Genomic DNA, 24541 nt, shown 5'->3' on the forward strand with positions numbered 1-24541 from the left:
TACAGTCCGCAGCGGCCTGCCCTTGCTCTGCCGCTCCGGATGCCCATCGGCAAATTGCTGATCGCCAACCGCGGCGAGATCGCTCTCCGGATCCTGCGCAGCTGCCGCGAGCTCGGCATCCCCACCGTTGCCGTCTACAGCACGGTCGACCGCAACGCCCTGCACGTGCAACTGGCCGATGAGGCCGTCTGCGTGGGCGAAGCCCCCAGCTCCAAGAGCTACCTGAACATCCCCAACATCATTGCCGCCGCCACCTCCCGCGGCGCCGATGCGATCCACCCGGGCTATGGCTTCCTGGCGGAGAACGATCGCTTCGCCGAAATCTGCGCCGCCCACGGGCTCATCTTCGTGGGACCCTCCCCCGAGGCGATCCGGGCGATGGGCGACAAATCCACCGCCAAGGCCACCATGCAGGGCGTGGGCGTGCCCACCATCCCCGGCAGCGAAGGCCTGCTGAAGAGCCCCCAGGAGGCGGCCAGGCTGGCGGGGGCCATGGGCTACCCGGTGATGATCAAGGCCACCGCCGGTGGGGGCGGCCGGGGCATGCGCCTGGTGAACGAAGCCGAGCAGCTCGAAAGTCTGTTCAAGGCGGCCCAGGGGGAGGCCGAGGCGGCCTTCGGCAATCCGGGCCTCTACATGGAGAAATTCATCGACCGGCCCCGCCACGTCGAGGTGCAGATCCTGGCGGACCGCCACGGCAGCGTGGTGCACCTGGGGGAGCGCGACTGCTCGATCCAGCGCCGCCACCAGAAGCTCCTGGAGGAGGCCCCCAGCCCCGCCCTCGACCCTGAGTTGCGCCGGCGCATGGGCGAGGCGGCCGTGGCCGCCGCCCGCAGCATCACCTACGAAGGCGCCGGCACCGTGGAGTTCCTGGTGGACCGCGGCGGTGACTTCTATTTCATGGAGATGAACACCCGCATCCAGGTGGAGCACCCGGTCACCGAGATGGTCACGGGCATCGACCTGATCGCCGAACAACTCCGTATCGCCGCCGGCGAGCCCCTGAGCTTCCGCCAGGAGGATGTGAAGCTCTGCGGCCACGCGATCGAGTGCCGCATCAACGCCGAGGATCCCAGCCAGAACTTCCGCCCGGCCCCCGGCAGGATCACCGGCTGGCTCCCCCCGGTGGTCCGGGGTGCGCGTGGACAGCCACGTCTACACGGGCTACGAGATTCCGCCCTTCTATGACTCCTTGATCGGCAAAGTCATTGTCTGGGGGACTGATCGGGACCATGCCCTGCGGCGCCTGCGCCGGGCCCTCTCGGAATGCGCCGTCACCGGCATCCCGACCACGATCGAGTTCCACCTGGCTCTGCTGGATCGGCCCGAGTTCCAGCGCGGCGACGTGCACACCAAGTTCGTGGAACAGGAGATGCTGCCGCCCCCTCCTGGCCGTTAATCGGCCGCTGAACGACCGCTGACCCGTTCCTAGCCGACAGCGGCCAGGTCCTGGCTGCGGATCAGCACCAGGGTGAGCAGTCCCTGCTGGCCCACCAGCAGTTCCCGCAGCAGGCTGATCAGCCCCACCCAGATCACCGGAGTGACATCGACGCCGCCGATCGGCGGCACCAGCCGGCGGGTGAGCGCCAGCAGCGGTTCGGTGGGCCAGCCCACCACCGCCATCAGCCCGCGGCTGAGATCCACCTGGGGGTACCAGGTGAGCACGATCCGAAACAGGAACAGCAGCGTCCAGGCCGCCAGCAGCAGGCCGAGAACCAGCTGCAGGGCCGGGAGCACGGCCAGCAGCCGCTCGAGAGGCAACGAACGATCACCCGTCACAAAGCCCTAAGCGCAGGGGGCTTCATCGTAGGAAGTGGCCCTGCCTACCTAGGATTTCAGCACAGCTGAGTGCGCCATGACCCCTTCCCTCGCCAGTTTCCTGAACAGCCTCGCCTGGGGCGCCGTGATCGTGGTCGTGCCCATCGCTGTCGCCCTGGTGTTCATCAGCCAGAAAGATCAGGTTGACCGGAAGCTCTGAAGCCGCTGGCTTCGGCCGCCAGGGTCCCTAAAGTGTCCTAACGGGTTCTCCTTGCGGAGAACGTGATCAAGCGTTCTGCCTGAGGAGCTTCAGCCGTGGTCAATGCCAGCCTGAATTGGGCCAGCATCGTCGGCATTGTGCTGGCGGTGGGGGAGCGCTGCTGTACTTCATGCGCAGCTTCAAGCCCGCCCTCGCCCGCGACTACGACGTCTTCTTCGCCGCCATCGGCCTGCTCTGCGGCGGCATCCTCTTCTTCCAGGGCTGGCGCCTGGATCCGATCCTCCAGTTCGGCCAGTTCCTGCTGGCGGGCACCACGGTGTTCTTCGCCTATGAGAGCGTGCGCCTGCGCGGGGTGACCACCGAACAGGCCCGCCGCTCCTCCTTCCTCGACGACGACGAGCCCGGTCCCGGGCCGCGCATGGGCGGCGGCCGCGACCAGTGGGGCACCGACAACGACCGCTTCGATGAGCCGGAGCCCCTGCGCCGCCGCATCCGCTCCCGCGGTGAGGAGCTCCCCGATGACGACCTCTACCGGCCCAGGCGGCCGGCCCGCACCGCCATCCCCGAGCGGGCCGCCAGCCGTGGCCCCCGCCCCGCCGATGACTGGGACACCCCCGGCAGCCGGCCCCCGCTCGCCCCGAGCCCACCTACGAACCCCGCGCCAGCCGCTACAGCGCGGGAGCCTCCGCTGAGGCAACCTCGGGCCCATCCGCCTTCGGCACCCGCCGCCGGGAGCGCGACGAACCTCGCCGCGGCAGCCGCCCGGTGGCCAGTGCCGACAACCTGCCCCGCTCCAGCCGCCGAGGGGGCCCTGGCGGCGAGCCCAGCCCCGGTCGCGGCACGGGCCTGGGGGCCTCCGGTGTGCCCCAGGGTTCACCGATCAGCGACGCCGATTTCACCCCGGTGCGCCCCAGCTCCCGCCCCGGTGCCCCACGGCCGGAAGCCCAGGGCCCCCGCCCAGGTGGAGCCGCCTCCCGCCCCAGTGAGCCGCCCGCCGGTGGCCTGCGTGACAACAGCTCCCGCTTCGACGACTGACCGTGCCAGCGCCGCGGCCTCATAGGGCCGCCTCCGGTCTGCTCCTGCTGGCCCTCGGCCTTACGCTCTCCAGTTGCGCTCTGCTCACTGGAGTGCGACGCCAGGCGGCGGCGCCGCTGGGTCTGGGGATCGAAGGCCGCGAAGACCCCGCCCTCAGCGGCGATGGCCGCTACCTGGCCAGCGTGGTGGAACGCGGTAGCCGCCGCACGGTGCTGCTGCAGGAACGCCAGAGCGGCCGAATCCTGCCCCTGCGCCACCTCGGGGGCCAGCAGCCCCACAGCTCCCCGTCGTTGAGCTGGAACGGGCGCTATCTGGCGGTGGTGGTCCAGCAGGGCGCCAAGCGGCTGGCCCTGATCGAAGACCGGGCCACCGGGGCACGCCATCCGCTCTATCTGCCGGGTGATCTGGAACCCGAGCGCTTGAGCCTGGCCCCGGATGGTCGCCGCATCGCCCTCGAGCTCCTTGACCAGGGCCGCTCGCGGGTGGAGGTGTTCGATCTGGGGGCGCTGCTGGAGCCGGACCTGGCCCCGGGGCAGGGCCTGAGCGGCTCGCCCCCATGAGGGGTGACACCGTGAAACAGGCCCTGACGAGCGCGGCGCTGCTGCTGCTGCTCGCGGGCTGCGGCGGCACGCCGCTCCAGCCCATGGGTGGCCTCAACGAGCAACTGCAGCGCGCCGGCAACGGCCGCGCTCCCTCGCTGGGCCTTGGCTGGCTGGCCTGGATCAGTGGCCGTGCGGGCCGCGAGCAGGTGCAGCTGGTGGAACTGAGCCGTGGCGCCCCGGTGCCCCTGCCGGGTCTCAATCGACCGGACGCCCAGCCCCTGAGCGTGAGCGTCGATGGGCGCGGCGAACGGCTGGCCTTGGTGCGCCAACTGGATGGACGCACCGAACTGGTGCTCTACCGCCGCAGTTTGCAGACCCTGCAGCCCTTGCCGATGGAGCCTCCGGGCGTGCCGCGCCAGGTGCAACTCAGCGCCAATGGGCGCCTGCTGGCGGTGCAGGTGAGCCGGGGCGGCCTCTGGCAGGTGGACCTGATCGAGTTGCCCTGAACGGGCTGCCCTGAAGTGGCCCAACAACGCCTGTCAGGACGGCACAAGACCCGCCCAGCTCAGGAAACTCTGGTGGCTGAGCGCTTCGATCAGGAGCACGGCGGCGAAACCGACCATGGCGAAACGGCCGTTGACACGCTCGGCGTAGGCGCTCCAGCCGAAGGCCGGCACATCGCCGGTGGTGGCGCTGGTGGCCGGGGTCTCCTTTGTTGGCGCGGAGGGATCGTCGCTGGGGGAGGGACTCATGGTGGGTTCAGTTCTGGGTGAAGTCATGCTCGGCAGCGGGCACCAGCCGCCAGCTGCCGTTGCCATCGAGGGCCAGCACGCGGGTGTGGAAATCGGCCAGGGTGGGGCGGTGGCCCACGCTCACGAAGGCCATCTCCCGATCCCGCAGCAGGGCATAGAGGTGGCGCTCGGTGCTCACATCGAGGGCGCTGGTGGCCTCATCGAGCACCACGAAGCGGGGCGAATTGAGCAACAGGCGGGCGAAGGCCAGCCGTTGCTGCTCCCCAAGCGACAGCAGCCGAGGCCAATCGAGCTTGATGTCGAGGTTGGGATAGCGGTTCACCAACTCGCCCAGACGCACCTCCTCGAGCACGTTGCGCAGGTGGTCGTCGCTGAAGCGATCGGGCTGCAGCGGGTAGCAGAGCTGCTCCCGCAGGCTGCCCAGGATCATGTAGGGCTTCTGGGGAATGAACAGCAGATCGGCCAGGGCCGGCCGTTGGATGCTGCCCGCCGCCGGCGCCCACAGGCCACTCACCAGCCGCAGGAAAGAGGTCTTGCCGCAGCCGCTCGGCCCCACCACCAGCAGCCGCTCCTGGGGGTCACCTCGACGCTCAGGTCGTGGATCAGCACCCGGCCGCTGCCGGGGGGCACCAGGTCGATGTGCTGGACGACGATCGCATCGACAGCGGGGCCGTCGCCGGCGGCTTCCAGGGCGATGGCGGCGTCGCTGCTGGCCTGGCTGGCGATCTCCTCCACCCGGCCCTGGAAGCTCTCCAGACGGCTGATGCTGGCTGAAAAGGCCGCCAGTCGATCGATGTTGTTGACGATGTAGCTGACCGAAAACAGCACCTGGGAGAAGGCGATGCTGGCCTGACCGAAGACGCCGAAATCCACCTCCTTGGCGAAGTAGATCGGCGCGATCACCAGCCAGGGCAGGAAGCGGGAGAAGTAGTCGTAGGAGCGCTGAATCACCTGGATCAGCGCCTCCCAGATGATCAGGCCGTTGTAGTTGCGGATCGCCCCCCCAGCCGCCGCTCCGCCTCCTGGGCCTCCTGCTTCTCACCGCGGTAGAAGGCGATCGACTCGGCGTTGTCGCGGATGTGAACCAGGCCGTAGCGAAAGTCGGCCTCCAACTTGAGCTGCTGGAAGTTGAGCTTCACCAACTTGCGGCTGGCGAACACGATCAGCGCCGTGCCGCCCACGGAATAGGCCAGCAGCAGCAGGGCGAGCTTGGAGTTGATGCTCCAGAGCACGATGATGAAGCTGAAAAAGGTGAGCAGCGCCGCGAGGATCTCAACGGTGACGCTCAAGCTGGTGCTGGTGAAACTGGCCGTGTCCTGGGAGATCCGCTGGTCGGGGTTGTCGATCTCCGAAAACGATTCATCGTTCGGATCGAGAACGTAGTAGGCCCGGTTCGAGAGGTAACGGGTGATCAGGCGTCCACTCAGCCATTCCCGCCACAGCAGCCCCAGCTTGGGAATCAGATAGCTCTGGATCGCCCGGATCGGCAGGGCGAGCACCAGGCAGAAGGCATAGATCGCGACGGTCTTCCAGAACCCATCCCTGTCGTAGGCGACCAGGGTGTTGTCGACGTTTCGGGCGATGAAGCTGATGCCGACGTTGATGCCGTTGATCACCAGGATCAGCAGGGCGATGACCCCCAGCAGCACCCAGGGCAGCCAGCGGCCCTGACGCAGCTTGGAGCGCTGACTGCCGAACACCAGAAGACCGGCCACGAAGGCCGCCAGGACCCCTGGACCGATGGGGCCACGCCAGAGGGCACTCACCTGCTCGGGCACACCGGGCAGAAAACGGCCGCGGAGCTCCGGGATCAGGGCGCCGGTGGCGGCCACGGTGCCGGTGAGCAGCAGCAGGGTGAGGCCCACCACCACCGCCAGCAGGGCGACCACCAGCAGCAGGAATTGCCAGGGGCTGGTGTCCTCAACGGGGAGGAAATAGGGCTGGGCCAGGCGCTGCAGCTTGCCGAGCTGGTCGCGGAAGGCTTTCAGGGGACCCATGGACCGCTGCATGTGGCGCCATTGTCGCCGCTGGAGGTGCGGGCTGCGGCCCAACGGGCTACCCAGGCGGCTAGCCGGGGGCCAGGCCAGGGGGCGCCCGCCGATCACGTGCACATGCAGATGAAACACGGTCTGGCCCGCCCCGGCGCCGTTGTTGATCACCGTGCGCCAGCCACTCAGCCCCTCGGCGGCGGCCACCTTCGCCGCCACCCGCAGCAGGTGGCCCAGCAGGGGTGCGTCGTCATCGCTGGCATCGGCCAGGTTCACCAGGGGCTGGCGCGGAATCACCAGCACGTGCACCGGCGCCTGGGGATTCACATCGCGGAAGGCCAGGCAGAGCTCATCGCTGTGCACCGGATCGCAGGGGATCTCCCCGCAGGATGCGGCCGAAGATCGTGTCGCTGGGGGCGTTCGATGCGGTGGGGCTGGGGTCGGCCATGGCGCCGGCGAGGCGGTCGGTGGGACAGAAGGTGGCACTGGAAAGGGCAGTGAGACCTTGATTCGATGCTGGCACGGTGCAGCGGAGCCGCCCTCCAGGGCCTCGACGGGGTCGAGGTGAGCGTGGAGGTGGACATCGCCCCGGGGCTGCCGGGGCTGTCGATCGTGGGACTGGCGGATGCGGCCGTGCAGGAATCGCGGGAGCGGGTGCGGGCCGCCCTGCGCAACGGCGGTTTCCGGGTGCCCCTCACCCGGGTGGTGGTGAGCCTGGCACCGGCGGACCTGCGCAAGGAGGGCCCCGCCTTCGACCTCCCGATCGCCCTGGGGCTGCTGGTGGCCAGCGCCCAGCTGCCGGCAGAGCAACTGGCGGGCATCTGGTGCGCCGGTGAACTGGGCCTCGATGGCCGCCTGCGGCCCGTGCGCGGAGCCCTGGCCCTGGCCCTGGCCGCCCGGCGCTGTGGCGCGCGGGCCCTGGTGCTTCCGGCCGCCAACGGGGCCGAGGCCGCCCTGGTGAAGGGGCTCACGGTGTGGTGCGCCGGGAGCCTGGCCCAGGTGGTGGCGCTGCTGGCGGATCCCGCCCAGGCCAGCCCCTGCAGGCCCTTGCCTGCCCAGGGGTGCCGCCGACCCTGGATCTCGCCGATGTGAAGGGCCAACCCCACGGCCGCCGTGCCCTGGAGATCGCCGCCGCGGGCGGCCATCACCTGCTGCTGGTGGGTCCCCCTGGCAGCGGCAAGACGATGCTGGCCCGGCGCCTGCCGGGGCTGCTGCCGCCGTTGGAGCAACCCGAAATGCTGGAGCTCACCCAGCTTTATTCGGTGGCGGGGCTGCTGGGCGGCCATGGCAGCCTGCTGAGCCAACGGCCCTTCCGCGCCCCCCACCACGGCTGTTCCGGGGCGGCCCTGATCGGCGGCGGCGCCATCCCCCGCCCCGGGGAACTGTCGCTGGCCCACTGCGGGGTGCTGTTCCTCGATGAACTGGCGGAATTCCGCCGGGACGTGCTCGACCAGCTGCGGCAGCCCCTGGAGGAGGGGAGGTGTGGATCAGCCGCACGCGGCAGCGCAGCCGCTTCCCGGCCCAGGTGGCCCTGGTGGCCGCCACCAACCCCTGCCCCTGCGGCTGGTTCGGGGATCCGGAGCGGGTCTGCAGCTGCGGCGAGCAGCGACGCGAACGCTATTGGTCGCGGTTGTCGGGGCCGCTGCTGGACCGCATCGATCTGCAGGTGATCGTGCGCCGGCTGGAGGCGGAGCAGCTGGTGGCGGACTTCGAGCCCCGAGCGAGCCCCGGCCACCAGAGCGAAAGCAGCCGACTGGTGGCCCAGCGGGTGCGGCAGGCCCGCGCAAGGATGTCGCAGCGCAACCCCGGGGGCTGCGCCAACAGCCTGCTGGGCGGCGCCGACCTGCGCCGCCACAGCCATCTGATCCCCAAGGCCCTGGCGCTCTGGGAGGGGGCGATCCGTCAGCGGCGCCTGAGCGCCCGCTCCGCCGAGCGGCTTCTGCGGGTGGCGCGCACGATCGCCGACCTGAACGGCGAAGGCTCCATCGGCGCCGAAGCGGTGGCCGAGGCCCTCACCTTTCGCTCCTTCGATCGCCCCTAAGCCAACTCAGCGTCGACGGGGATGGTCGCGGTAGGGCTGCACCCCCACCAACGGCGGAGGCGGTGCTTCGCCCGGGTGGGGATGGCCGAAGGTGTAGCCAAGCGCGCTGGCGAACCAGTGGGTGAAATCACGGATCAGGTGGCCCATGGCCATGCTCCGGGGAACATCTCCATGCTGATCATTCCAGCCTCAGCCGGGGATGGGTGAAAACACCCGTTCAGCGGCGGCGGCGGCGCTGCTGGGCCTTGCGCTTGTACTTCTCGACCGGGGTTTCGTGGTGACGCAGGCGCTTGAGGTCAGCGAAGATGCCCGCCTTCGACACCTGGCGCTTGAAGCGCCGGAGAGCGGATTCAATTCCTTCGTTTTCGCCGACGGTGACCTGGGTCATGAAGCAGGGATAAGGCCGAGATGGACGATGGTAGCAAGCGCCCTTCCTGGGACTTCAACTGGCGGGACGGGTGGGCGGCGTGGGGGGCACCGGGGGCTGCTGGGTGAGGGCCTCGGTGGGCCAGGAATCGCGGTAGACGTAGACGTGGCCCAGGGCGCGGGCACCGAAGTGCCGGCGCATCAGCTTCCAACCCGGCTCGGGCACCAGCTGCAGGAAGCCGGAACCGGGGCCGCCGGTGCGGGCCACGACCATCTCGGGTCCTGGATTGGATTTGGTCGGCGAGGCCAGCAGGAAGGTGTCATTCGCCTGGCGCACCACGCTCAGGCGGTAGACGGTGCCCAGATCACTGCCGCCCACCCGCAGGGAGTAGCCGTTGCCATCGATGAAGCGATTGCAGATGCCGGTGAAATCGAAGCTCCCCAGCAACGGATCCACCTGGGCGGGGGCGGCGCCGGCGGTGGCAGAAGCAGGGGCGCCGATTGCTGACCTGCTCATAGATGTTGAGCTGGGCCCGCTCGCCCGAGCCGATCGGGGCCGCCACCAGCACGAAACGCTCCTGGAGCACGTCGCGGGCGTCGAACAAGGCCCCCTGGGAGACCACCACCGGCATGGTCTTCGCCACCGCGGGGAGGGGAGGCCAGCGGCACCTGGTGCCACGGCTGCCGGATTGGCGCTCGACGGGGCAGCCTTCAGAGGAACAGCTGTTAGCGGGAGAGCTTTTGTAGGAGCAGCTGTAACGGGAACAGGTTCAGTGGAAACAGCCTTTAAGGGAACAGCCTTTGGGGGAACAGCCTTCGCCGGTCCAGCGTCCGCCAGGGGAGTCACCGCAACGGCAGGAACCGGCGTCTTGACGGCCTGGGCCAGGGCCCGCGGGGCCTCCGCGCCCACGAATCCCGTCGCCACAACGGCCATGGCCAGGGGGAGCAACACGGGAGGAACGGTGCGTTTCACGACAACAGGGACGGCGATGGGGAGATCGTAGAAGTGCTCCCGCCCAGCGCCAGGGGGCTCAGACCGGGTTGTTGAGACGAATTGCGACCAGCAGGCTTATGGCAGTGCCGGGCAGGCTGAGCCCGAGGATCAGCCCGGTGAGGGTGACCCCCAGATCAGGGTCGCCGTAGGCCAGCTCGAACACCGATCCGGTGGCGGCGATGCCGAGTACGCAGGCCAGGGCCAGGAACAGGCCGGCCAAGGGTTTCATCGGCATCGGTTCAGCGGATGGAGCGGACGTGGGTGCGGTCGAAGCCCCTCTCCTGCAGCTCCTCATTGAGGCTGAGTTCATCGGTGACCCGGTCCACGAACAGCACACCGGTGAGGTGGTCCATCTCGTGGAGAACACAGCGGGCCAGCAGACCGTCGGCCTTGAGGCGGCGGGGGCGGCCCTGTTCATCGCGGAAGCTCAGCTCCACGGCGCTGGGCCGCACCACATTGAGGTAGACCCCGGGGATGCTCAGGCAGCCTTCCTCATAGGTTTCGAGCGAACCACTGGTGGTCGTGATCTCCGGGTTGATCAGCACCAGGGGCGGGGTGGCGGCGTTCTCCAGATCCAGATCGATCACCAGCAGCTGCCTGTTGACCCCCACCTGGGGGGCGGCCAGGCCGATGCCGCGGGCGGCGTACATGCTCAGCAGCATGTTCCGGGCCAGCTCCCGCACCGACTCATCCACCTTGCTGATGCGCTTGGCGGGCGCGCGCAGGGACTGCTCCCCCAGGGTGTGAATGCGCAGGGGCGGGCTGTCGAGGGGTTCCTTGGACACCTGCACGCCCCGGTTGGTCTGCTCCGCGGTGCGGGCCATCTGGGCGAAGAGGCTGGCCACGACACCACCTGAAACGATGGATCGATTGTAGGAGCCGTGCCGGAGGGCCAGTTGAGCGACGGGCGCAAGCCACGGGCGGCCCCCAGCGCCGGGATCCGGCCGCTGCCCATCGAGCTGGCGGTGGGCCTGACCCCGGCGCTGAAGGAACCCCACTGGCTCCAGGGCCGGCTGTTCTGGCTGGAGCAGCGACCCCAGGAGCAGGGCCGCACCACCCTGCTTGTGCGCCAGCGCCCCGATGCCGAGGCGGTGGAGCTGACACCGGGACCCTGGAACCTGCGCAGCCGCGTGCATGACTACGGCGGCGGGGTCTATGCCCTCGGTGAGTGGCACGGGGCCAGCAAGGAACCGGAACGTCTGGCGGAGCCCCTGGCGGTGTTCGTCCACGACGGCGACCGCTGCCTCTGGCGTCTTGACCTGGGCCCAACCCTCGCCGGCGGCCCAGGCAAGGCCGAGGGCCATGCGCCACCGGAACCCCAGCGACTCACCCAACCGGGTGCGCGCGCCTTCGCCGATGGCCTGATCGATGGCGCCCGCCGGCGCTGGATCGGGGTGATGGAAGAAGGCGGCCGCGACCAGCTGGTGGCGGTGGACCTGGCGGGGGAACCGGTGCGGCTGCACACCCCTGCCGATTTCTGCGGCTACGCCGCCCTCAGCCCCTCCGGCCGGCACCTGGTGTGGGTGGAGTGGCAGCAGCCGTTCATGCCCTGGGAGCGCAGCCAGCTGTGGTTGGGCCGACTGGAGGCCAGCGGCGCCCTGGTGGAGGCCCGGGTGATCGCCGGATCGGGGGAAGCAGACCGCCATGGGATCTCCGTGTTCCAACCCCTGTGGCTGCCGAACGGGGATCTGGTGGTGGCCAACGACCGCAGCGGCTGGTGGAACCTGGAGCGCCTGGCGGGGGCTGATGGGCTGAAGGCCGCCGACCGGCTGGAGACGGTCCCCACCATCTGGCAGCCGCTGCTGGAGGTGGAGGCCGAATTCGCCATGCCCCAGTGGGTCTACGGCATGGCCACCACCGCCTGGGACGGGGAGCAGCTGGTGGCGGCCGCCTGCAGGCAGGGCCGCTGGGAGCTGGGACGGATCGTCCTTCCTGAAGCCCCTGGAGCCAGCGGCCGCTGGCAGCCCCTGGAGCTGCCCTTCGACGATCTGGCCCATGTGGTCGCCGAAGGCGGTCGGCTGGCCTGCATCGCCAGTGGTCCCACGGCGGGCCAGGGACTGCTGGCGCTGGAGCTGGCCACGGGCCGCTGGAGCCATCGGCCTGCCGGTGCGAAGCCCCTGCCGGCGGAACTGATCAGCCCACCCGAGCCCCTCTGGTTCGCGGGCTACGGCAACGCGCCCACCCACGCCTGGTACCACCCGCCCCTCGGGGGCGCGCATTCAGGCTCGCCCCTGCTGGTGAAGGGGCACAGCGGCCCCACGGCCATGGCGCGCACGGGCCTGAACCCCGTGATCCCCTACTGGACGTCGCGGGGGTGGGGAGTGGTGGATGTAAACTACGGCGGCTCCACGGGCTTCGGGCGCGCCTACCGCGAGCGGCTCGATGGCCAATGGGGCGTGGTGGATGTGGTCGACTGCGCCGCCGCCGCCTTGGCCCTGGTGGCAGCCGGCAAGGCGGACCCGGAGCGGATCGCGATCGAGGGGGCAGCGCCGCGGGCTTCACGGTGCTGGCGGCCCTCTGCTTCACCGACGTGTTCCGCGCCGGCGCCTGCCGCTACGCCGTGGCCGATCTGGCGGCGATGGCCGAAGACACCCACCGCTTCGAGGCGCGCTACCTGGATGGGCTTGTGGGACCCTGGCCCGCGGCCAGGGAGCTCTATGCGCAACGTTCACCCCTGGAGCACGCCGGCCGGATCCGCTGCCCGGTGATCTTCTTCCAGGGCCTCGACGACCAGGTGGTGCCACCCGAGCAGACCGAGCGCATGGCCACCGCTTTGCGGGCCAACGGCATCGAGGCGGAGGTGCACCTGTTCCCCGGGGAGGGCCACGGCTTCCGCAGCGGAGCGGTGCAACGCCAGGTGCTGGAGGCCAGCGAAGCCTTCTTCCGCCGCCAGTTCGGCCTCCCCGCTCTCCCATGAACGATCTCGCCCCCATGCTCCTGGCGGCCTGGCAGACCTGGGGAGCCACCGTGCTGGTGGCGGTGGCGGGCCTGGCCGTGCTGCTGGCTCTGGGGCGACTGCTCGGCAACGCCCTGGGGCTGCACCTGCTGGGCATCCCCGAAGCTCTGCTGGCCGGGGCGATCGGACTGGCGGTGGCACCCACGGGCCTGGTGCCGCTGGTGCCCGAACCGGTGATCGCCCTGTGGTCGGAGCTGCCCACGGCGCTGCTGACGCTGGTGTTCGCCTGCCTGCTGCTGGGCAAGCCGCTGCCGAACCCGGCGGGGTTGTGGCGGCCGCTATCGGCGCAGGTGCTGATGGCGCTCACCCTCGCCTTCGGCCAGTACCTGGTAGCCGGGCTGGTGGTTCTGCTGCTGCTGCAACCCTGGCTGGGGGTGAGTCCGCTGATGGCCTGCCTCATTGAGGTGGCCTACGAGGGCGGCCACGGCTCAGCCGCGGCGATGGGGCCGATCTACGCCGATCTGGGCTTCCCGGGGGCGAGGCCCTGGGGCTGGCGCTCTCCACGGTGGGGCTCCTGGCGGCCACGTTGGTAGGCGGGCTGGTGGTTGTCTTGGGGCGCGCCCGAGGCTGGCTGCTGGCAGACCGGCAGGAGCCTGTGGTCGTTCCGGTCTCGAACGACCTACCGGCAGAGGCTGCTGCGATCGCCAAGCCATCAGCTCAGGCTGTGTCCAGCCCCGGCAGCGCCGAGCGCTGGGCGGTGAACCTGGCCCTGACCGGGGTGGCGGTGGTGATGGGCTACCTGCTCTGGACCTCCCTGGGCTTGGTGGCGGATCAGCTGGGGGGTGGGTTCAAGCTGGTGATCGATGCCCTGCCGGTGTTCCCGCTGGCCCTGGCGGGTTCGCTGCTGGTGCGGTTGGTGCTGGAGAAGACCGGCAAGGGGCACTGGACCTCGGCGCCGATTCAGAGCCTGGTGAGCACCCTGGCGGCGGATCTGCTGATCACAGCGGCCACCGCCTGCCTGGATCTTTCACTCTTGCGGCACGACTGGCTACCTCTGACCGTGCTGGCGACGGTGGGGCTGGCCTGGAATCTGGGGGTGCTGCTGCTGCTGGCGCCAAGGATCCTGCCGGCCCCCTGGTTTGAGCGCGGGATTGTGGAGTTCGGCCAGGGCACGGGGGTGGCCGCCAGCGGATTGCTGTTGCTGCGCATGGCCGACCCCGCCGATGACTCCGACGCTCTGCCAGCGTTCTCGATCAAGCAGCTGATCCTGCAGCCCCTGATCGCCGGCGGTGTGATCACGGTGGGCGCACCGCTGGCGGTGATGAGCATCGGGCTGCCAGCCTGGACGGCGCTCTGCCTGGTGCTGGTGGTGACTTGGATCAGCCTGGGGCTGTGGCTGGCCCGCCGCTAGCGCTAACGCACCATGGCCGCCACGTTGCCGCCGTCGACCGTGAGCAGGGCGCCGGTGGTGCGTTCCATCCGCGCCAAAGCCACGAAGGCCTCAGCCACATCGCTGGCGCGCACCTCCTGGCCGAGCAGATTGCCGCCCATGTAGTCCGCCTCCGTGAGACCCCTGGCGGCGGCGCGCTCCTGGATCATGGTGTCGTCGAGCAGGCCGGAGCGGATGCGATCGGCGTTGAGGCCGTTGGCGCGGATCCCCTTGGGGCCACCCTCGAGGGCGTATTGGCGCATGAGGGCCAGCAGGGCCGCCTTGGCGATGCCGTAGGCGCCGAACGCGGGGCCGGGGTTGAGGGCCTGCTTGGAGACATTGAACAAGAGCTGGCCGCCGAAGCCCTGGTCTTCGAACACCGCCACCGCCGCCTGGGCCACGTGCTGGTGGGCGAAAAAGTTGAGCTCGAAGCTGGCGCGCAGGTCGCTGTCAGGGAGCTGGGCGATCGGGCCACTCCAGGCGGCCCCGGCGTTGGAAACGACGATGTCGAGGCCACCGAAGTGGGCGCAGGCGGCGGCGAAGGCGGCGCGCACCGCCAACGGATTGGTGACATCACACCCCAGGCCCAGGGCCAGCGGCCCGCAGGCGGCCGCCGTGGCCCCTGCCCCTTCGCCATCGAGGTCGAGCACCACCAGATCGGCCCCGTGGGCCGCGAAGGCCCGGGCGGTGGCGGCGCCGATGCCGCCGGCCCCGCCGGTGACCAGCACCACCTGACGGGCCAAGGGTTTTTCGGAGCCCTTGCCTAGCTTGGCCTGCTCCAGGCTCCAGTACTCCATGTCGAAGGTGTCGTCTTCGCCCACGGGCCGAAAGGAGCCAAGGGCTTCGGCGGCCAGCAGGGTGGCGGCCCAGGCGCCGGCGATGTCGGCGGTGACAGAAGCGGCGGCGGCGCTGGCCCCCACCCCAATCAGGCCCAGCCCCGGCAGGGCCAGCACCCGGGGCAGGGGATCAAGGGGCTTTTTGATCCCGCCGACGCGGGCGTTCTGGCGCGCGAAGTAGGCCTGGTAGTCGGGGATGTAAGCCGCCAGGGCCCGCTCTGCGGCGGCGGCCCAGGCAGTTAAGGCCTCGGCGTCGCCGGCGGGCGGTGCGGGCGGCAGCACCAGGGGGCGGGCCTTGGTGCGGATCACGTGGTCGGGGGTGGCAACGCCCCGGGTGGCCCAGTCAGCCAGGCGCTGGTCGTTGACCACAGCGAGGGCGGGCCCATCGGCGCGCAGATCCAACAGCCAGTGGGAGCGGAGGCCTGCGGCGCCGGCGGCCCGGCCCAGGGCCCCGCGCAACAACGGCAGCAACGCCGCCGCAGGAGCGGCGGGGCTCAGCAGGGGAAGCGGCTGGAACGAGCGCTCCACCTGGCCCAGGGCGCGTTCGGCCTCCCCCACCAGCGCAATCATCCGCTCGTAGCTCTGCTTGGCCGTGGATCCAAAGGAGAAGAGGCCGTGCTGCAGCAGCACCATCCCCTCCAGCTCCAGGCCCTGCTCAGCAGCCCGGGCCGCGGCCGCCTCATAGGCCTCCGCGGCCGCCTTGGCCAGGGCAAAACCGGGCATCACATAGGGCACGATCGCCACCCGATCGCCGTAGATCCGGCGGCAGACCGCTTCGGCGTCGGGCTGATCCGCCAGCGCCAGCAGGGCGATCGAGTGGGTGTGGTCCACGAAAGGATGGGGCAGGAAGGCGTGCAGCAGCGCCTCCACCGAGGGGTTGGGGGCAGCCGGGTCGATCAGGTTCTGGCGCTGGGCCGCCACCATGTCCTCATCGCTCAAAGCCGCCAAGGCGCGCAGGGCGAGCAACGGCTCCAGGCGCACGGCGGGATGGCCGGGGGCTCGATCGTGGCGAGGTCCCAGCCGGAGCCTTTGACGCACAGCACCGGAATCGATTCCCCCAGCAGCCCCGAGACGCTCGTTTTCACCGAGGTGTTGCCGCCGCCGTGCAGCACCAGCTCCGGATCGGACCCCAGCAGCCGCGCCGTGAAGGTGCGCAGCGCCAGGGCCTCGGAAATTCCGGAGGCGCCATAGCGCTCAACGGCCGCAGCGGCGCCGGCGTCCGACCAGCGGTTACGGGCGGGCATGGGCGCAGGGGTGCGGTGGTGGCGCCTGGAGGCTACGGGGGGCGGGGGCAATGAAGAGCCGGGAATCAGACGCAGCCGTGCCGTGGGAACACTGAAGCGACGACGACGCCCTTGGGATGACGACAAACCGGCCGCCCCGGCTGATGGAGCGGTACAGACAGGAACTTGTGGTGCGTCACTACGCCAGGCGCACGGTGAAGACCTACGAGCAATGGCTGAGACGCTTCCTGCATTTTCACCAGATGCGCCATCCGCGCGAGATGGGCAGCGCCGAGGTGAAAGCCTTCCTCACCCATCTGGCGGTCGATCTGCAGGTGAGCGCGTCGACGCAGAACCAGGCATTGGCAGCACTGTTGTTCCTGTACCGCGTGCTGCTGGAGAGAGATGTGGAACTTGATGGCGTGGCACGGGCGCGAACGAAACAACGTCTACCGGTGGTGCTCACCGTGGAAGAAGTACGCGCCGTGCTGAGACGGCTCAGCGGCGCTGAGGCACTGGTAGCGGGACTCCTGTATGGCAGCGGACTGAGGCTGCAGGAGGCGCTGCGCCTTCGCGTTCATGATCTGGATTTTGGGCGCCATGAACTGATGGTGCGCTCCGGCAAGGGTGACAAGGATCGCAGAGCGCTCCTGCCATCAAGCCAGACTGCTGCCCTTTGGCAGCACCTGAATGGCTTGCGCCAGATTCACCAGGCCGATCTTGCCTCAGGCTGGGGCCGAGTTCTTCTGCCCCATGCTCTGGCCAGAAAGTATCCCAACGCACCAGTGGAATGGGGCTGGCATTGGGTGTTCCCGCAGCACAAGCGCTGGCGCGATCCAGCCACAGGCCAGGAAGGTCGACATCACCTGGATCCTTCGTTGATCCAGAAAGCAGTCCGGCGGGATGTAATGGCGGCGGGCATCAGCAAACCAGCTACATGCCACACCCTCCGCCATTCATTCGCGACCCACCTTCTCGAACGCGGGCAGGACATCCGCACGATCCAGGAATTACTCGGTCACAGCGACGTGAGGACCACCATGATCTACACCCATGTACTGAACCACGGCACACTCGGCGTTCGAAGCCCGGCTGATCTTCTGTAACCTGACGAACAGTTGGTTCTCAGACCCGGCTAAAGGTCAGAACAAGCCGCGAAGGCCCCTGTGATCGGTAGGCCTGAAAGGGATCTAAGCTCCTACAGGGCAGGGCACTATGGTTTTATGCGGTTGAATAGGGAGCATGTAGAAGGGACCAAGGACCCGCCCAATTATTGTTGGGCATTCCTCTAAACCTCAGTAAGCCCGCTCGACACGTGAGGTTGCAAAGCCCCAAAGCATCGCGATAATGCAAGAGCAATAGCGCAGTTCGTACGATCATGTTGTCCAAGGCTGATCAATTCCCTTGCCATCCATAATGAAGAGAACCAATTATGTCCTCATAGATTACGAGAGTGTTCAACCCAGCCAGCTTGAGCTGTTAAATAGAGATGGCTTTGTCGCCTATGTCTTTGTGGGAAAGGTGCAGACAAGACTCTCATTTGAGACCGTGTCTGCTATTCAAGACCTTGGTGAGCGCGCAAAGTACATAAAGATCTCCGGTGCGGGGCCCAACGCCCTTGACTTTCATATTGCATTTTACATAGGACAAATTGGCGCAACCGATGCAGATGCTTTCTTTCATATCATATCTAAGGATAAGGGTTTTGATCCGCTAATTGAGCACTTAAGGGAGCGAAAGGTGTTTGCGGTCCGGAGCGAGACGATTGGCGAAATTCCCATTATTCGAGCATCAACGGCAAAGACCCCGAAGGAACGCATGGGGCTGGTTGTTGATCGATTAAAATCCGGAAACTCAAGACCTCGGACGCTGGCTTCTCTAAGCTCTTCAATAGACGCTATCCTCTTCAAGCAGGTTGGGGAGCCAGACGTACAAGCCGTGATTGACCAGATGGTCAAGGCTGGATTCGTTACACTGACGGATGAAAAGGTTTCATACAAGCTCATCATGGATTCCTAATACTGCGATCCACCTAAGTCGCCTCCATCAGAAGTCCTGTTTCAGCATTTACTCCTTGCGGCCAGGTGATCGCGAACGTTCGAAGGATGTGGCGACCTTGAAGGGCCCCAGCAAGGCAGCGTTGCGTCGCCGTAGCCAACAGGCTACAGTTGGTGGATGGTTGAGGTCCGCCAGACAGAGCGGTTCGTCCGATGGCTTGCGGGTCTCCGTGATCTGAGAGCCCGGGCGAAGGTTCAGGCCAGGATCGAGCGCCTCATCGGCGGCAATCCTGGTGACGTCAAGCCCGTTGGGGCTGGCGTGTCGGAATTGCGGATCAACTACGGCCCTGGATACAGGGTCTACTACCTGCAGAAGGGAACCGAGTTGATCATCCTTTTGGCTGGCGGAGACAAGAGCTCACAAGCCAAGGACATTGATGAGGCTCTTCTGTTGGCAGACAACCTGACAGAGGAGACCTGATGAAAACCACGACCATCCCGTACGACGTTGCCGAGCAACTCCGAACACCTGAGGAGATGGCGGCCTACCTGGAAGCCTGCATCGAGGAGGCGGATGGAGATGCTGCCTTCATTGCCAAGGCCCTGGGCGATATTGCACGGGCCCAGGGGATGACCCAGGTGGCCAGAGACTCAGGACTTTCCCGGGAGAGCCTCTACAAGGCTTTGTCTGGAGAGCGCAGCCCTAGCTTTGACACCATCCTGAAGGTGGTCACGGCTCTGGGTCTGAAGTTGAGCGCGAGTGTGAGAAGCGAAGAGGAGCTGACTTGAGCTCTGCTGGCGATGCAAAGGTCCGCAATGGTTGCCTGTTGAGAAGCGACACCTTCAGAAAAAGCGTTAGGCCCACCTGAAGACTGCTTGTTTAGTCGAAGTTGACGGCCGGACTTTCCGTAGCTACGATAAAGCGTGCAGTTCGATTTCGACCCTGGCAAGGACGCGACCAACCTGAGCAAGCACGGCCTCTCCTTGGCGGCCGCAGCTTAGCTCAGCTGGGATGCAGCACTCGTCTGGATTGATGACCGGGCTGACTATGGAGAAGTAACGATGATTGCCTTGGCTCCAATTGGAGACATACTCTTATTTGTAGCCTTTGTAGAACGCGAGCCAGCAAGGAGAATTATTAGCCTACGCAGAGCCAATTGCCGTGAGGTCAATCACTATGTCAGAGCCATTAAGGAAGGTCAACCTGAAGATGCCGACACTTGAGGAGGATCAGTTGATTACAGAGGCAGCGGAATCAGATCCTGATGCCCTTCCGCTTACAGACGAACAGATGAGCGCGATGGTCCCCATGCGAGTGCTGCGCGGCCGTCCAAAGTTGGCATATAAAAAGCAGCTGGTTTCAATCCGATATAGTCCTGAAGTTATTGACTATTTCAGAGCTTCTGGAGCTGGCTGGCAAGCCCGTATGGATGCTGTGCTTAAGGAATATGTCGAAGCTCACGCCACTGTCGATGCGAAGGGTGCCTAACATCAAGATTCAGAAGACGTGACCGGAGGCTGTCTCCTTTGCCAAAGCGACTGCCCGCTTCTGATCTTGAGCGTTAGGCGGTCAGCAACCCCACATCACAATCCGTCACCCAGGATTGTTCCTACTACCAGTGATCGCCGCCTATTAATGCCTGAAAGGCTGATCTCATGCAAGCTCACTTTGCCGTCAAAAGCGCCATAGGACCACAGAGGCCATCGTTGCAAGCGCCCCGCTCGTGTGACATCGATCACAACGGACCGTGTCATTCGTCTGCGGTGTCTGGCATGGCTGCGCCTAGCTTTCGCTGGAAAGGTGCCGATCGGATCAGCAGATCAACCAGCAGAGAATGGCGCGTCGATGGTTGGCTTTGCTGTCGCTGCTTCTGGGGCTTGCCTTGATCCTCGGGCTTGCCCTTGCGGTCAACGGGCGTTCACACCAGCGCGAGTACTGGATTCAAGCGGAGGAGATCCTCTGGGACTACGCCCCCTCCTATCCCATCAACAGGATGATGGGGATGCCCTTCAGAGCTGAGGAGAACACCTTCGTTGAGCGACGAGCCGGGCGGATCGGCCGGGTCTACCGCAAGGCGGTCTTCCGCTCCTACAGCGCTGGCTACGGCGCAATTCTTGACGGCCCCAGGGGAGTGCAAGAAGCCGAACCTGGTGCTGATGCATCGCCTCTGCGCAGGCCAGGATCCCGTGAGGAGCACCTGGGGAACCTTGGCCCGATCCTGCGCGCGGAGGTTGGGGACACCCTCGTTGTTCATCTGCGGAATCAAACCCGCTTCCCGGTGAGCCTTCATCCCCACGGTGTTCTCTACGACAAGGCCAGCGAAGGTTCGCCCTATGCCGATGGGTCTTCGCCAAAAGATCGTACGGATGATGACGTGCCACCAGGTGCTTCCCACACCTACCAATGGCAGGTTCCAGAGCGCGCCGGCCCTGGGCCCGCTGATCCAGATTCCATCGTGTGGCCCTACCACTCCCACGTCAACGAAGTGGCCGACACCAGCGCCGGATTGGTGGGACCGATCATCATTCACAGGAAAGGCCAGCTGGATGAGAATCGCAGGCTTCCCAAGGGAGTGGATCATGAATTCGTGGGGCTTTACGCCATCACCGATGAAAACCAGAGCCTGTTCCTAGATTCCAATATTGCTGAGTTCATCAACAACGAATCCATCGACCGCAGCGATGAGGAGTTCATCGAAAGCAACCTCATGCATGGCATCAATGGCTTCGTCTATGCGGATCTTCCTGGACTCACCATGCGGCAGGGCGAGCATGTTCGCTGGTATCTGCTGGCGATGGGAACGGAAACGGACCTCCACACGCCCCACTGGCATGGCTCAACACTGCTGGAGAATGGCCGGCGCATCGACACCACCGACATCTTCCCCGCCACGAGCCGAACCCTGGACATGGTCCCTGATGTGCCCGGGGTGTGGATGATGCACTGCCATGTGAACGATCACATGGTGGCGGGGATGCAGGCCCTGTTCCGAGTGGATCCCCGCTGACGCTGAACCGAGCCATTGCCTCTCCGGCGTCCTGATCCAGTTCAGCCATCAGGTCTGCCTGATTCCCCAGCCCGCCGTGTTGAATTTCGCCTACGGCTCCAACATGCTCGTTCGACGTCTGCGGGAGCGCGTCCCCTCGGCGATGCCCCTGGGGCGGGCCGTGCTCCGGGGCTACGAGTTGCGCTGGCACAAGCGCGGCAAGGACGGCTCCGGGAAGTGCGATGTGTGGGCCACGGACCGGGCGGAGGCGCAGGTCCATGGTGTGCTCTTTGAACTGGCCGCCACCGAGAAGCCACGGCTGGATCACGCCGAGGGGCTTGGCGTCGGCTACGACGACCAGGTGATCGAGGTGACATGCAACGGCCACATCCTCCAGGCCCAGGTGTATGTCGCCACCCCCACCCACATCGACCCTTCGATCCAACCATTCAGCTGGTATCGAGCGCTCGTGCTCGCCGGCGCCCGCGAACACAGGCTGCCACCCGCCTACATCCAAGGGATTGAGGCCGTTGCCGCCATCCACGACCCGGACCCTGAGCGGCAGGCCATCCATGACGCCCTGATCCGGGCCGCTCAACCCTGGCTGGAGGCCGACCTGCCTTGATGGGCACCACCCCAAGGCACCGGCCTACCTGCGGCAAACCTGAGCCCTAGTCTCCGGCCATGGGAGGCCCGCCATGAAACCGAGCCCAGCGGCGAACGCCGCACCGTCGGGCCAACTGCTCTCGATCCTCGGGGTGGGCTTCGGCATCGCCGGGGCGGTGGGGGGCTCGATCGGCGCCGGCATCCTGCGCACCCCCGGTCTGGTGGCCGCCCAGCTGGGCAACGGACCATTGATCCTCGCTGCCTGGGCGCTCGGGGGCTCTATGTGCTGCTCGGGGCCCTGGCCGTGGCGGAGCTGGGGGCAGCGATGCCCCGGGCCGGTGGCTGGACGATCTACGCCCGCCGCGCCCTGGGGGATCAGGCCGGCTTCGCCGTTGGCTGGATCGACTGGATCGGCCATTGCGCTGGCCTGGCCTGGGTGGTGGTCACCATCGGTGCCTACACCACCGCCCTGATCCCCTCCATCCCCCTCCATGGCACCGGCATCGCCCTGGTGGTGCTGTTGCTCTTTGCCCTGATCCAGCTGATCGGCCTGGAGGCCGGCCGGCTCAGCCAGGAGCTGCTCAGCCTTGTGAAGGCCCTCGCCTTCCTGGCCCTGATCAGCGCCTGCCTGCTGCTCAGCCCGGGCCATGGCCCCGAGCTGGCCGGGGCCGGTGGGCCGTCGCCACCGGCGGGCGCAACAGCCCTGGTGGTGGCGGCGGTGTTCGCCCTGCAGGCCGTGATCACCACCTACGACGGCTGGCAGAGTCCGATTTACTTCGCTGAAGAATTCAACGAACCCGCCCAGGACCTGCCCCGCTCGGTGATCGGCGGGCTGCTGGTGGTGATCGCTCTGGTCCTGCTGGTGAACCTGGCCCTGCTGAAGGTGTTGCCGATCGCGGAGCTGGCCGGCTCCGATCTGCCCCTGGCCGATGCCGCCAGAACCCTGTTCGGGCCGCTCAGCGGCCGGGTGATCCTGGTGCTGGCGCTGATCTCCTCCCTGGGCCTGGTGAACACCTCAATCATGTGTGCGCCCCGCATCCTGTTCGGCCTCAGCCGCGACGGGCTGTTCCTCGGCGCCTTCGCCCAGGTGCGCCCCAGCGGCACCCCCGTCAACGCCCTGATCGCCACCACCCTGCTGACGGGCCTGCTGGTGCTGTTCGCTGATTTCGAGCGCCTGCTGGGGGTGGCGGCGCTGCTCTACGTGCTCCTGTATCTGGCCGGCATGGTCTCGATGCTGGTGCTGCGCTGGAAGGAGCCTGAACTGCCGCGGCCCTTCAAGGCCCCGGGCGGGATCTGGGCCGCCGCCATCGTGGCCCTGGGCTCGATGGCCTTCCTGGTGGCCGCCTCCTTGAGCGACACCACCAACAGCCTGCTGGCCCTGGCACTGATCGCCCTGAGCCTGCCGCTGCAGTGGGCCCAGCGGCGCTGGGGCTCGGCGGCCCCCGGCCAGGGGGCCTGAGCGGTGAAGCCCGACGCCCACCCAGCCATCGACGCCGGCACGCTGCACCGGCTCACGGCCTTCAGCGACGACCCGGCCGGTGGCAACCCCGCCGGGGTCTGGAACGGGCCGGCCCTGCCGCCCGTGGAGGCGATGCAACAGCTCGCCGCCGAGTTGGGCTACTCGGAAACCGCTTTCCTGGCGCCGCTGGTTGGAGACGAGCGCACGATCCGCTACTTCAGCCCCAGCTGCGAAGTGCCCTTCTGCGGCCACGCCACCATCGCCAGTGGCGTCGTGCTGGGAACGTCGAGCGGCATGGGCACCTACCGGCTGCAGACCCCCGTGGGGCTGGTGCCCGTGAGCGTGCGCCTGGAGAACGGCCGCCCCGTGGCCGCCCTCACCTCCGTCGAGCCCCGCCAGGAGCCCGCCAGCACCGAGCTGGTGGCGGCGGTGCTGGCCTGCCTGGGCTGGGGCGCCGGCGAGCTCGACCCCGAGCTGCCGCCCCTGAAGGCGTTCGCCGGCTCCTGGCACCTGGTGCTGGCGGCCCGCCATGCCGGGCGACTGGCGCGGCTCGACTACCCCTTTGAGGTGCTGCGGGAGCTGATGCTGGCCGAGGGGCTGCTCACCCTGCAGCTGATCTGGCGCGCCCAGCCGGCCCTGTTCCAGGCCCGCAACCCCGCCCCCAGCTGCGGCCTACGCGAGGACCCCGCCACCGGATCGGCCGCCGCCGCCCTCGGCGGCTACCTGCGCGCCCTGGCTCAGGTGCCCCCGGCGGGCGGATCACGGTGCTGCAGGGGAAGCGATGGGGCGCCCCAGCCGTCTGGAGGTGACCATTCCGGCGACGGGCGGCATCGTGGTGAGCGGCACCGCCGTGGCGCTGACCACGCCTTAGATGGGCTCCAGGTCTCCTGGACGGGGTCTTTAGCCTGGGCCCGACCCAGCGGAACGGCCATGACCGGTGACAGCCCGAGCCGGAACTGGTGGCAGCGCAACTGGCCCTGGGTGGTGCCCCTGGGCTGCGCCGGCAGCCTGGGGTCGGTGCTGGGCTTCATCGCCCTGCTGGTCTTCGGCGTGTTCGGCCTGATGAAGTCTTCCGCTCCCTACAAGGAAGCCCTGGGGCGGGCCCAGGCCGATCCGCTGGTGCGCAGCCGCCTGGGGTCACCCCTCCAAGGCGGCCTGTTCCTCTCCGGCCAGGTGAGCACGAACGGCGCCGGCGGCAGCGCCAACCTGGCGATCCCGATCAGCGGCCCGAAGGGCTCGGGCACGCTGGTGGTGCAGGCGCGCAAAGCCCGAGGGGAGTGGACCTACTCCACCTTGGAAGTGCAGCCCGACGGTCCCGGCGCCCCCATCAAGTTGATCGGGGATGCGCTCTGACCCTCGCCGTTTCAGGGGCCGAAGGCCATGCTCCGGCGCTTGATCGATGGCCCACTGGA

Annotated in this window: 23 protein-coding genes and 8 pseudogenes; 19 read left to right on the forward strand and 12 right to left on the reverse strand. The window is 67.6% G+C overall.

Going from position 1 to position 24541, the window contains the following annotated elements; genetic code table 11:
• Positions 1-39 precede the first annotated feature (39 nt).
• Positions 40-1399 (forward strand): annotated as a pseudogene (accC, locus tag AAF143_RS17735) (acetyl-CoA carboxylase biotin carboxylase subunit).
• Between the two features lie 29 nt (positions 1400-1428).
• Here the strand turns inward: accC and AAF143_RS17740 are convergent.
• On the reverse strand, positions 1429-1779 hold the full coding sequence (locus tag AAF143_RS17740; RefSeq protein ID WP_255009731.1) for a YggT family protein: 351 nt from the start codon (positions 1777-1779) through the stop codon (positions 1429-1431).
• Positions 1780-1855: 76 nt separating this feature from the next.
• Here AAF143_RS17740 and psbX point away from each other — a divergent pair, with 76 nt between their 5' ends.
• The 4 genes and pseudogenes from psbX to AAF143_RS17760 all read left to right on the forward strand — a co-directional run bounded on the left by psbX (position 1856) and on the right by AAF143_RS17760 (position 4061).
• Complete coding sequence (gene psbX, locus AAF143_RS17745) at positions 1856-1978, forward strand: photosystem II reaction center X protein (RefSeq protein WP_255009733.1); 123 nt, start codon at positions 1856-1858, stop codon at positions 1976-1978.
• A 95-nt stretch (positions 1979-2073) separates the two neighbouring features.
• Positions 2074-3013: pseudogene (locus AAF143_RS17750) on the forward strand (Ycf66 family protein).
• A gap of 2 nt (positions 3014-3015) precedes the next feature.
• The gene (locus AAF143_RS17755; protein WP_315859636.1) at positions 3016-3573 is read left to right on the forward strand and encodes a Tol biopolymer transporter periplasmic protein; all 558 of its coding nucleotides are present in this window, start codon (positions 3016-3018) and stop codon (positions 3571-3573) included.
• Between the two features lie 11 nt (positions 3574-3584).
• Entirely contained in the window at positions 3585-4061 is a 477-nt protein-coding gene (locus AAF143_RS17760; RefSeq protein ID WP_414027465.1) for a TolB family protein, read from the forward strand.
• A gap of 33 nt (positions 4062-4094) precedes the next feature.
• On the opposite strand, the gene AAF143_RS17765 is transcribed toward AAF143_RS17760, so the two are convergent.
• From AAF143_RS17765 to AAF143_RS17775, 3 genes and pseudogenes are all read right to left on the reverse strand, one after another.
• The gene (locus AAF143_RS17765; RefSeq protein WP_255009739.1) at positions 4095-4307 is read right to left on the reverse strand and encodes a chlorophyll a/b-binding protein; all 213 of its coding nucleotides are present in this window, start codon (positions 4305-4307) and stop codon (positions 4095-4097) included.
• A gap of 7 nt (positions 4308-4314) precedes the next feature.
• Positions 4315-6304 (reverse strand): annotated as a pseudogene (locus tag AAF143_RS17770) (ABC transporter ATP-binding protein/permease).
• Between the two features lie 75 nt (positions 6305-6379).
• Positions 6380-6743: pseudogene (locus AAF143_RS17775) on the reverse strand (histidine triad nucleotide-binding protein); the annotation flags it as partial.
• Positions 6744-6808: 65 nt separating this feature from the next.
• Between AAF143_RS17775 and AAF143_RS17780 the strand changes: the two are divergent.
• A pseudogene (locus AAF143_RS17780) lies at positions 6809-8330 on the forward strand (YifB family Mg chelatase-like AAA ATPase); the annotation flags it as partial.
• A 12-nt stretch (positions 8331-8342) separates the two neighbouring features.
• Here AAF143_RS17780 and AAF143_RS17785 read toward each other — a convergent pair.
• The 6 genes and pseudogenes from AAF143_RS17785 to def all read right to left on the reverse strand — a co-directional run bounded on the left by AAF143_RS17785 (position 8343) and on the right by def (position 10541).
• Positions 8343-8483 (reverse strand): hypothetical protein, encoded by a 141-nt coding sequence (locus tag AAF143_RS17785; protein ID WP_255009745.1) that lies wholly within the window; start codon positions 8481-8483, stop codon positions 8343-8345.
• A gap of 70 nt (positions 8484-8553) precedes the next feature.
• Positions 8554-8724 carry a 30S ribosomal protein S21 gene (gene rpsU, locus AAF143_RS17790; protein ID WP_010304532.1) on the reverse strand — a complete coding sequence of 57 codons (171 nt, stop codon included), beginning with the start codon at positions 8722-8724 and terminating at the stop codon, positions 8554-8556.
• 54 nt (positions 8725-8778) lie between these two features.
• Positions 8779-9219, reverse strand: coding sequence for a DUF3747 domain-containing protein (locus AAF143_RS17795; protein ID WP_414027466.1), 441 nt, complete (start codon positions 9217-9219; stop codon positions 8779-8781).
• A 7-nt stretch (positions 9220-9226) separates the two neighbouring features.
• A pseudogene (locus AAF143_RS17800) lies at positions 9227-9334 on the reverse strand (hypothetical protein); the annotation flags it as partial.
• Positions 9335-9733: 399 nt separating this feature from the next.
• The gene (locus AAF143_RS17805) at positions 9734-9931 is read right to left on the reverse strand and encodes a hypothetical protein (RefSeq protein ID WP_255009747.1); all 198 of its coding nucleotides are present in this window, start codon (positions 9929-9931) and stop codon (positions 9734-9736) included.
• Between the two features lie 4 nt (positions 9932-9935).
• On the reverse strand, positions 9936-10541 hold the full coding sequence (gene def, locus AAF143_RS17810) for a peptide deformylase (RefSeq protein ID WP_255009749.1): 606 nt from the start codon (positions 10539-10541) through the stop codon (positions 9936-9938).
• Positions 10542-10643: 102 nt separating this feature from the next.
• Between def and AAF143_RS17815 the strand changes: the two are divergent.
• From AAF143_RS17815 to AAF143_RS17825, 3 genes and pseudogenes are all read left to right on the forward strand, one after another.
• Positions 10644-12613: pseudogene (locus AAF143_RS17815) on the forward strand (prolyl oligopeptidase family serine peptidase).
• Positions 12610-13185: a hypothetical protein gene (locus AAF143_RS17820; protein WP_414027467.1), complete on the forward strand. Its 576-nt coding sequence runs from the start codon at positions 12610-12612 to the stop codon at positions 13183-13185. The pseudogene AAF143_RS17815 and the gene AAF143_RS17820 overlap by 4 nt, the downstream one beginning before the upstream one ends.
• A gap of 131 nt (positions 13186-13316) precedes the next feature.
• The gene (locus AAF143_RS17825; protein WP_414027468.1) at positions 13317-14003 is read left to right on the forward strand and encodes a hypothetical protein; all 687 of its coding nucleotides are present in this window, start codon (positions 13317-13319) and stop codon (positions 14001-14003) included.
• A 2-nt stretch (positions 14004-14005) separates the two neighbouring features.
• On the opposite strand, the gene AAF143_RS17830 is transcribed toward AAF143_RS17825, so the two are convergent.
• Positions 14006-15838 (reverse strand): bifunctional aldolase/short-chain dehydrogenase, encoded by a 1833-nt coding sequence (locus AAF143_RS17830; RefSeq protein ID WP_414027469.1) that lies wholly within the window; start codon positions 15836-15838, stop codon positions 14006-14008.
• Complete coding sequence (locus AAF143_RS17835) at positions 15793-16101, reverse strand: hypothetical protein (protein ID WP_414027470.1); 309 nt, start codon at positions 16099-16101, stop codon at positions 15793-15795. The genes AAF143_RS17830 and AAF143_RS17835 overlap by 46 nt, the downstream gene beginning before the upstream one ends.
• Before the next feature lie 116 nt (positions 16102-16217).
• Between AAF143_RS17835 and AAF143_RS17840 the strand changes: the two genes are divergently transcribed.
• The 10 genes and pseudogenes from AAF143_RS17840 (at position 16218) to AAF143_RS17885 (ending at position 24482) form a co-directional block, all read left to right on the forward strand.
• Complete coding sequence (locus AAF143_RS17840) at positions 16218-17186, forward strand: integron integrase (protein ID WP_255009754.1); 969 nt, start codon at positions 16218-16220, stop codon at positions 17184-17186.
• Positions 17187-17496: 310 nt separating this feature from the next.
• Complete coding sequence (locus tag AAF143_RS17845) at positions 17497-18099, forward strand: PIN domain-containing protein (protein ID WP_255009755.1); 603 nt, start codon at positions 17497-17499, stop codon at positions 18097-18099.
• A gap of 156 nt (positions 18100-18255) precedes the next feature.
• Complete coding sequence (locus tag AAF143_RS17850; RefSeq protein WP_255009757.1) at positions 18256-18558, forward strand: type II toxin-antitoxin system RelE/ParE family toxin; 303 nt, start codon at positions 18256-18258, stop codon at positions 18556-18558.
• Positions 18558-18866: an addiction module antidote protein gene (locus AAF143_RS17855; protein WP_255009759.1), complete on the forward strand. Its 309-nt coding sequence runs from the start codon at positions 18558-18560 to the stop codon at positions 18864-18866. The genes AAF143_RS17850 and AAF143_RS17855 overlap by 1 nt, the downstream gene beginning before the upstream one ends.
• Positions 18867-19097: 231 nt before the next feature.
• Positions 19098-19301, forward strand: a pseudogene (locus AAF143_RS17860) (BrnT family toxin); the annotation flags it as partial.
• Positions 19288-19566, forward strand: a complete 279-nt coding sequence (locus AAF143_RS17865) for a BrnA antitoxin family protein (RefSeq protein ID WP_255009761.1) — start codon at positions 19288-19290, stop codon at positions 19564-19566. The pseudogene AAF143_RS17860 and the gene AAF143_RS17865, both read left to right, overlap by 14 nt.
• 394 nt (positions 19567-19960) lie before the next feature.
• On the forward strand, positions 19961-21085 hold the full coding sequence (locus AAF143_RS17870) for a multicopper oxidase domain-containing protein (protein WP_414027471.1): 1125 nt from the start codon (positions 19961-19963) through the stop codon (positions 21083-21085).
• 76 nt (positions 21086-21161) lie between these two features.
• Positions 21162-21689: a gamma-glutamylcyclotransferase family protein gene (locus tag AAF143_RS17875; RefSeq protein WP_255009766.1), complete on the forward strand. Its 528-nt coding sequence runs from the start codon at positions 21162-21164 to the stop codon at positions 21687-21689.
• Positions 21690-21995: 306 nt separating this feature from the next.
• Positions 21996-23129 carry an APC family permease gene (locus tag AAF143_RS17880; RefSeq protein WP_414027472.1) on the forward strand — a complete coding sequence of 378 codons (1134 nt, stop codon included), beginning with the start codon at positions 21996-21998 and terminating at the stop codon, positions 23127-23129.
• Between the two features lie 3 nt (positions 23130-23132).
• Positions 23133-24482, forward strand: coding sequence for a PhzF family phenazine biosynthesis isomerase (locus tag AAF143_RS17885; RefSeq protein ID WP_414027473.1), 1350 nt, complete (start codon positions 23133-23135; stop codon positions 24480-24482).
• Positions 24483-24541: the final 59 nt, after the last annotated feature.

Source organism: Cyanobium sp. ATX-6F1 (assembly GCF_047395825.1).
Taxonomy (GTDB): domain Bacteria; phylum Cyanobacteriota; class Cyanobacteriia; order PCC-6307; family Cyanobiaceae; genus ATX-6F1.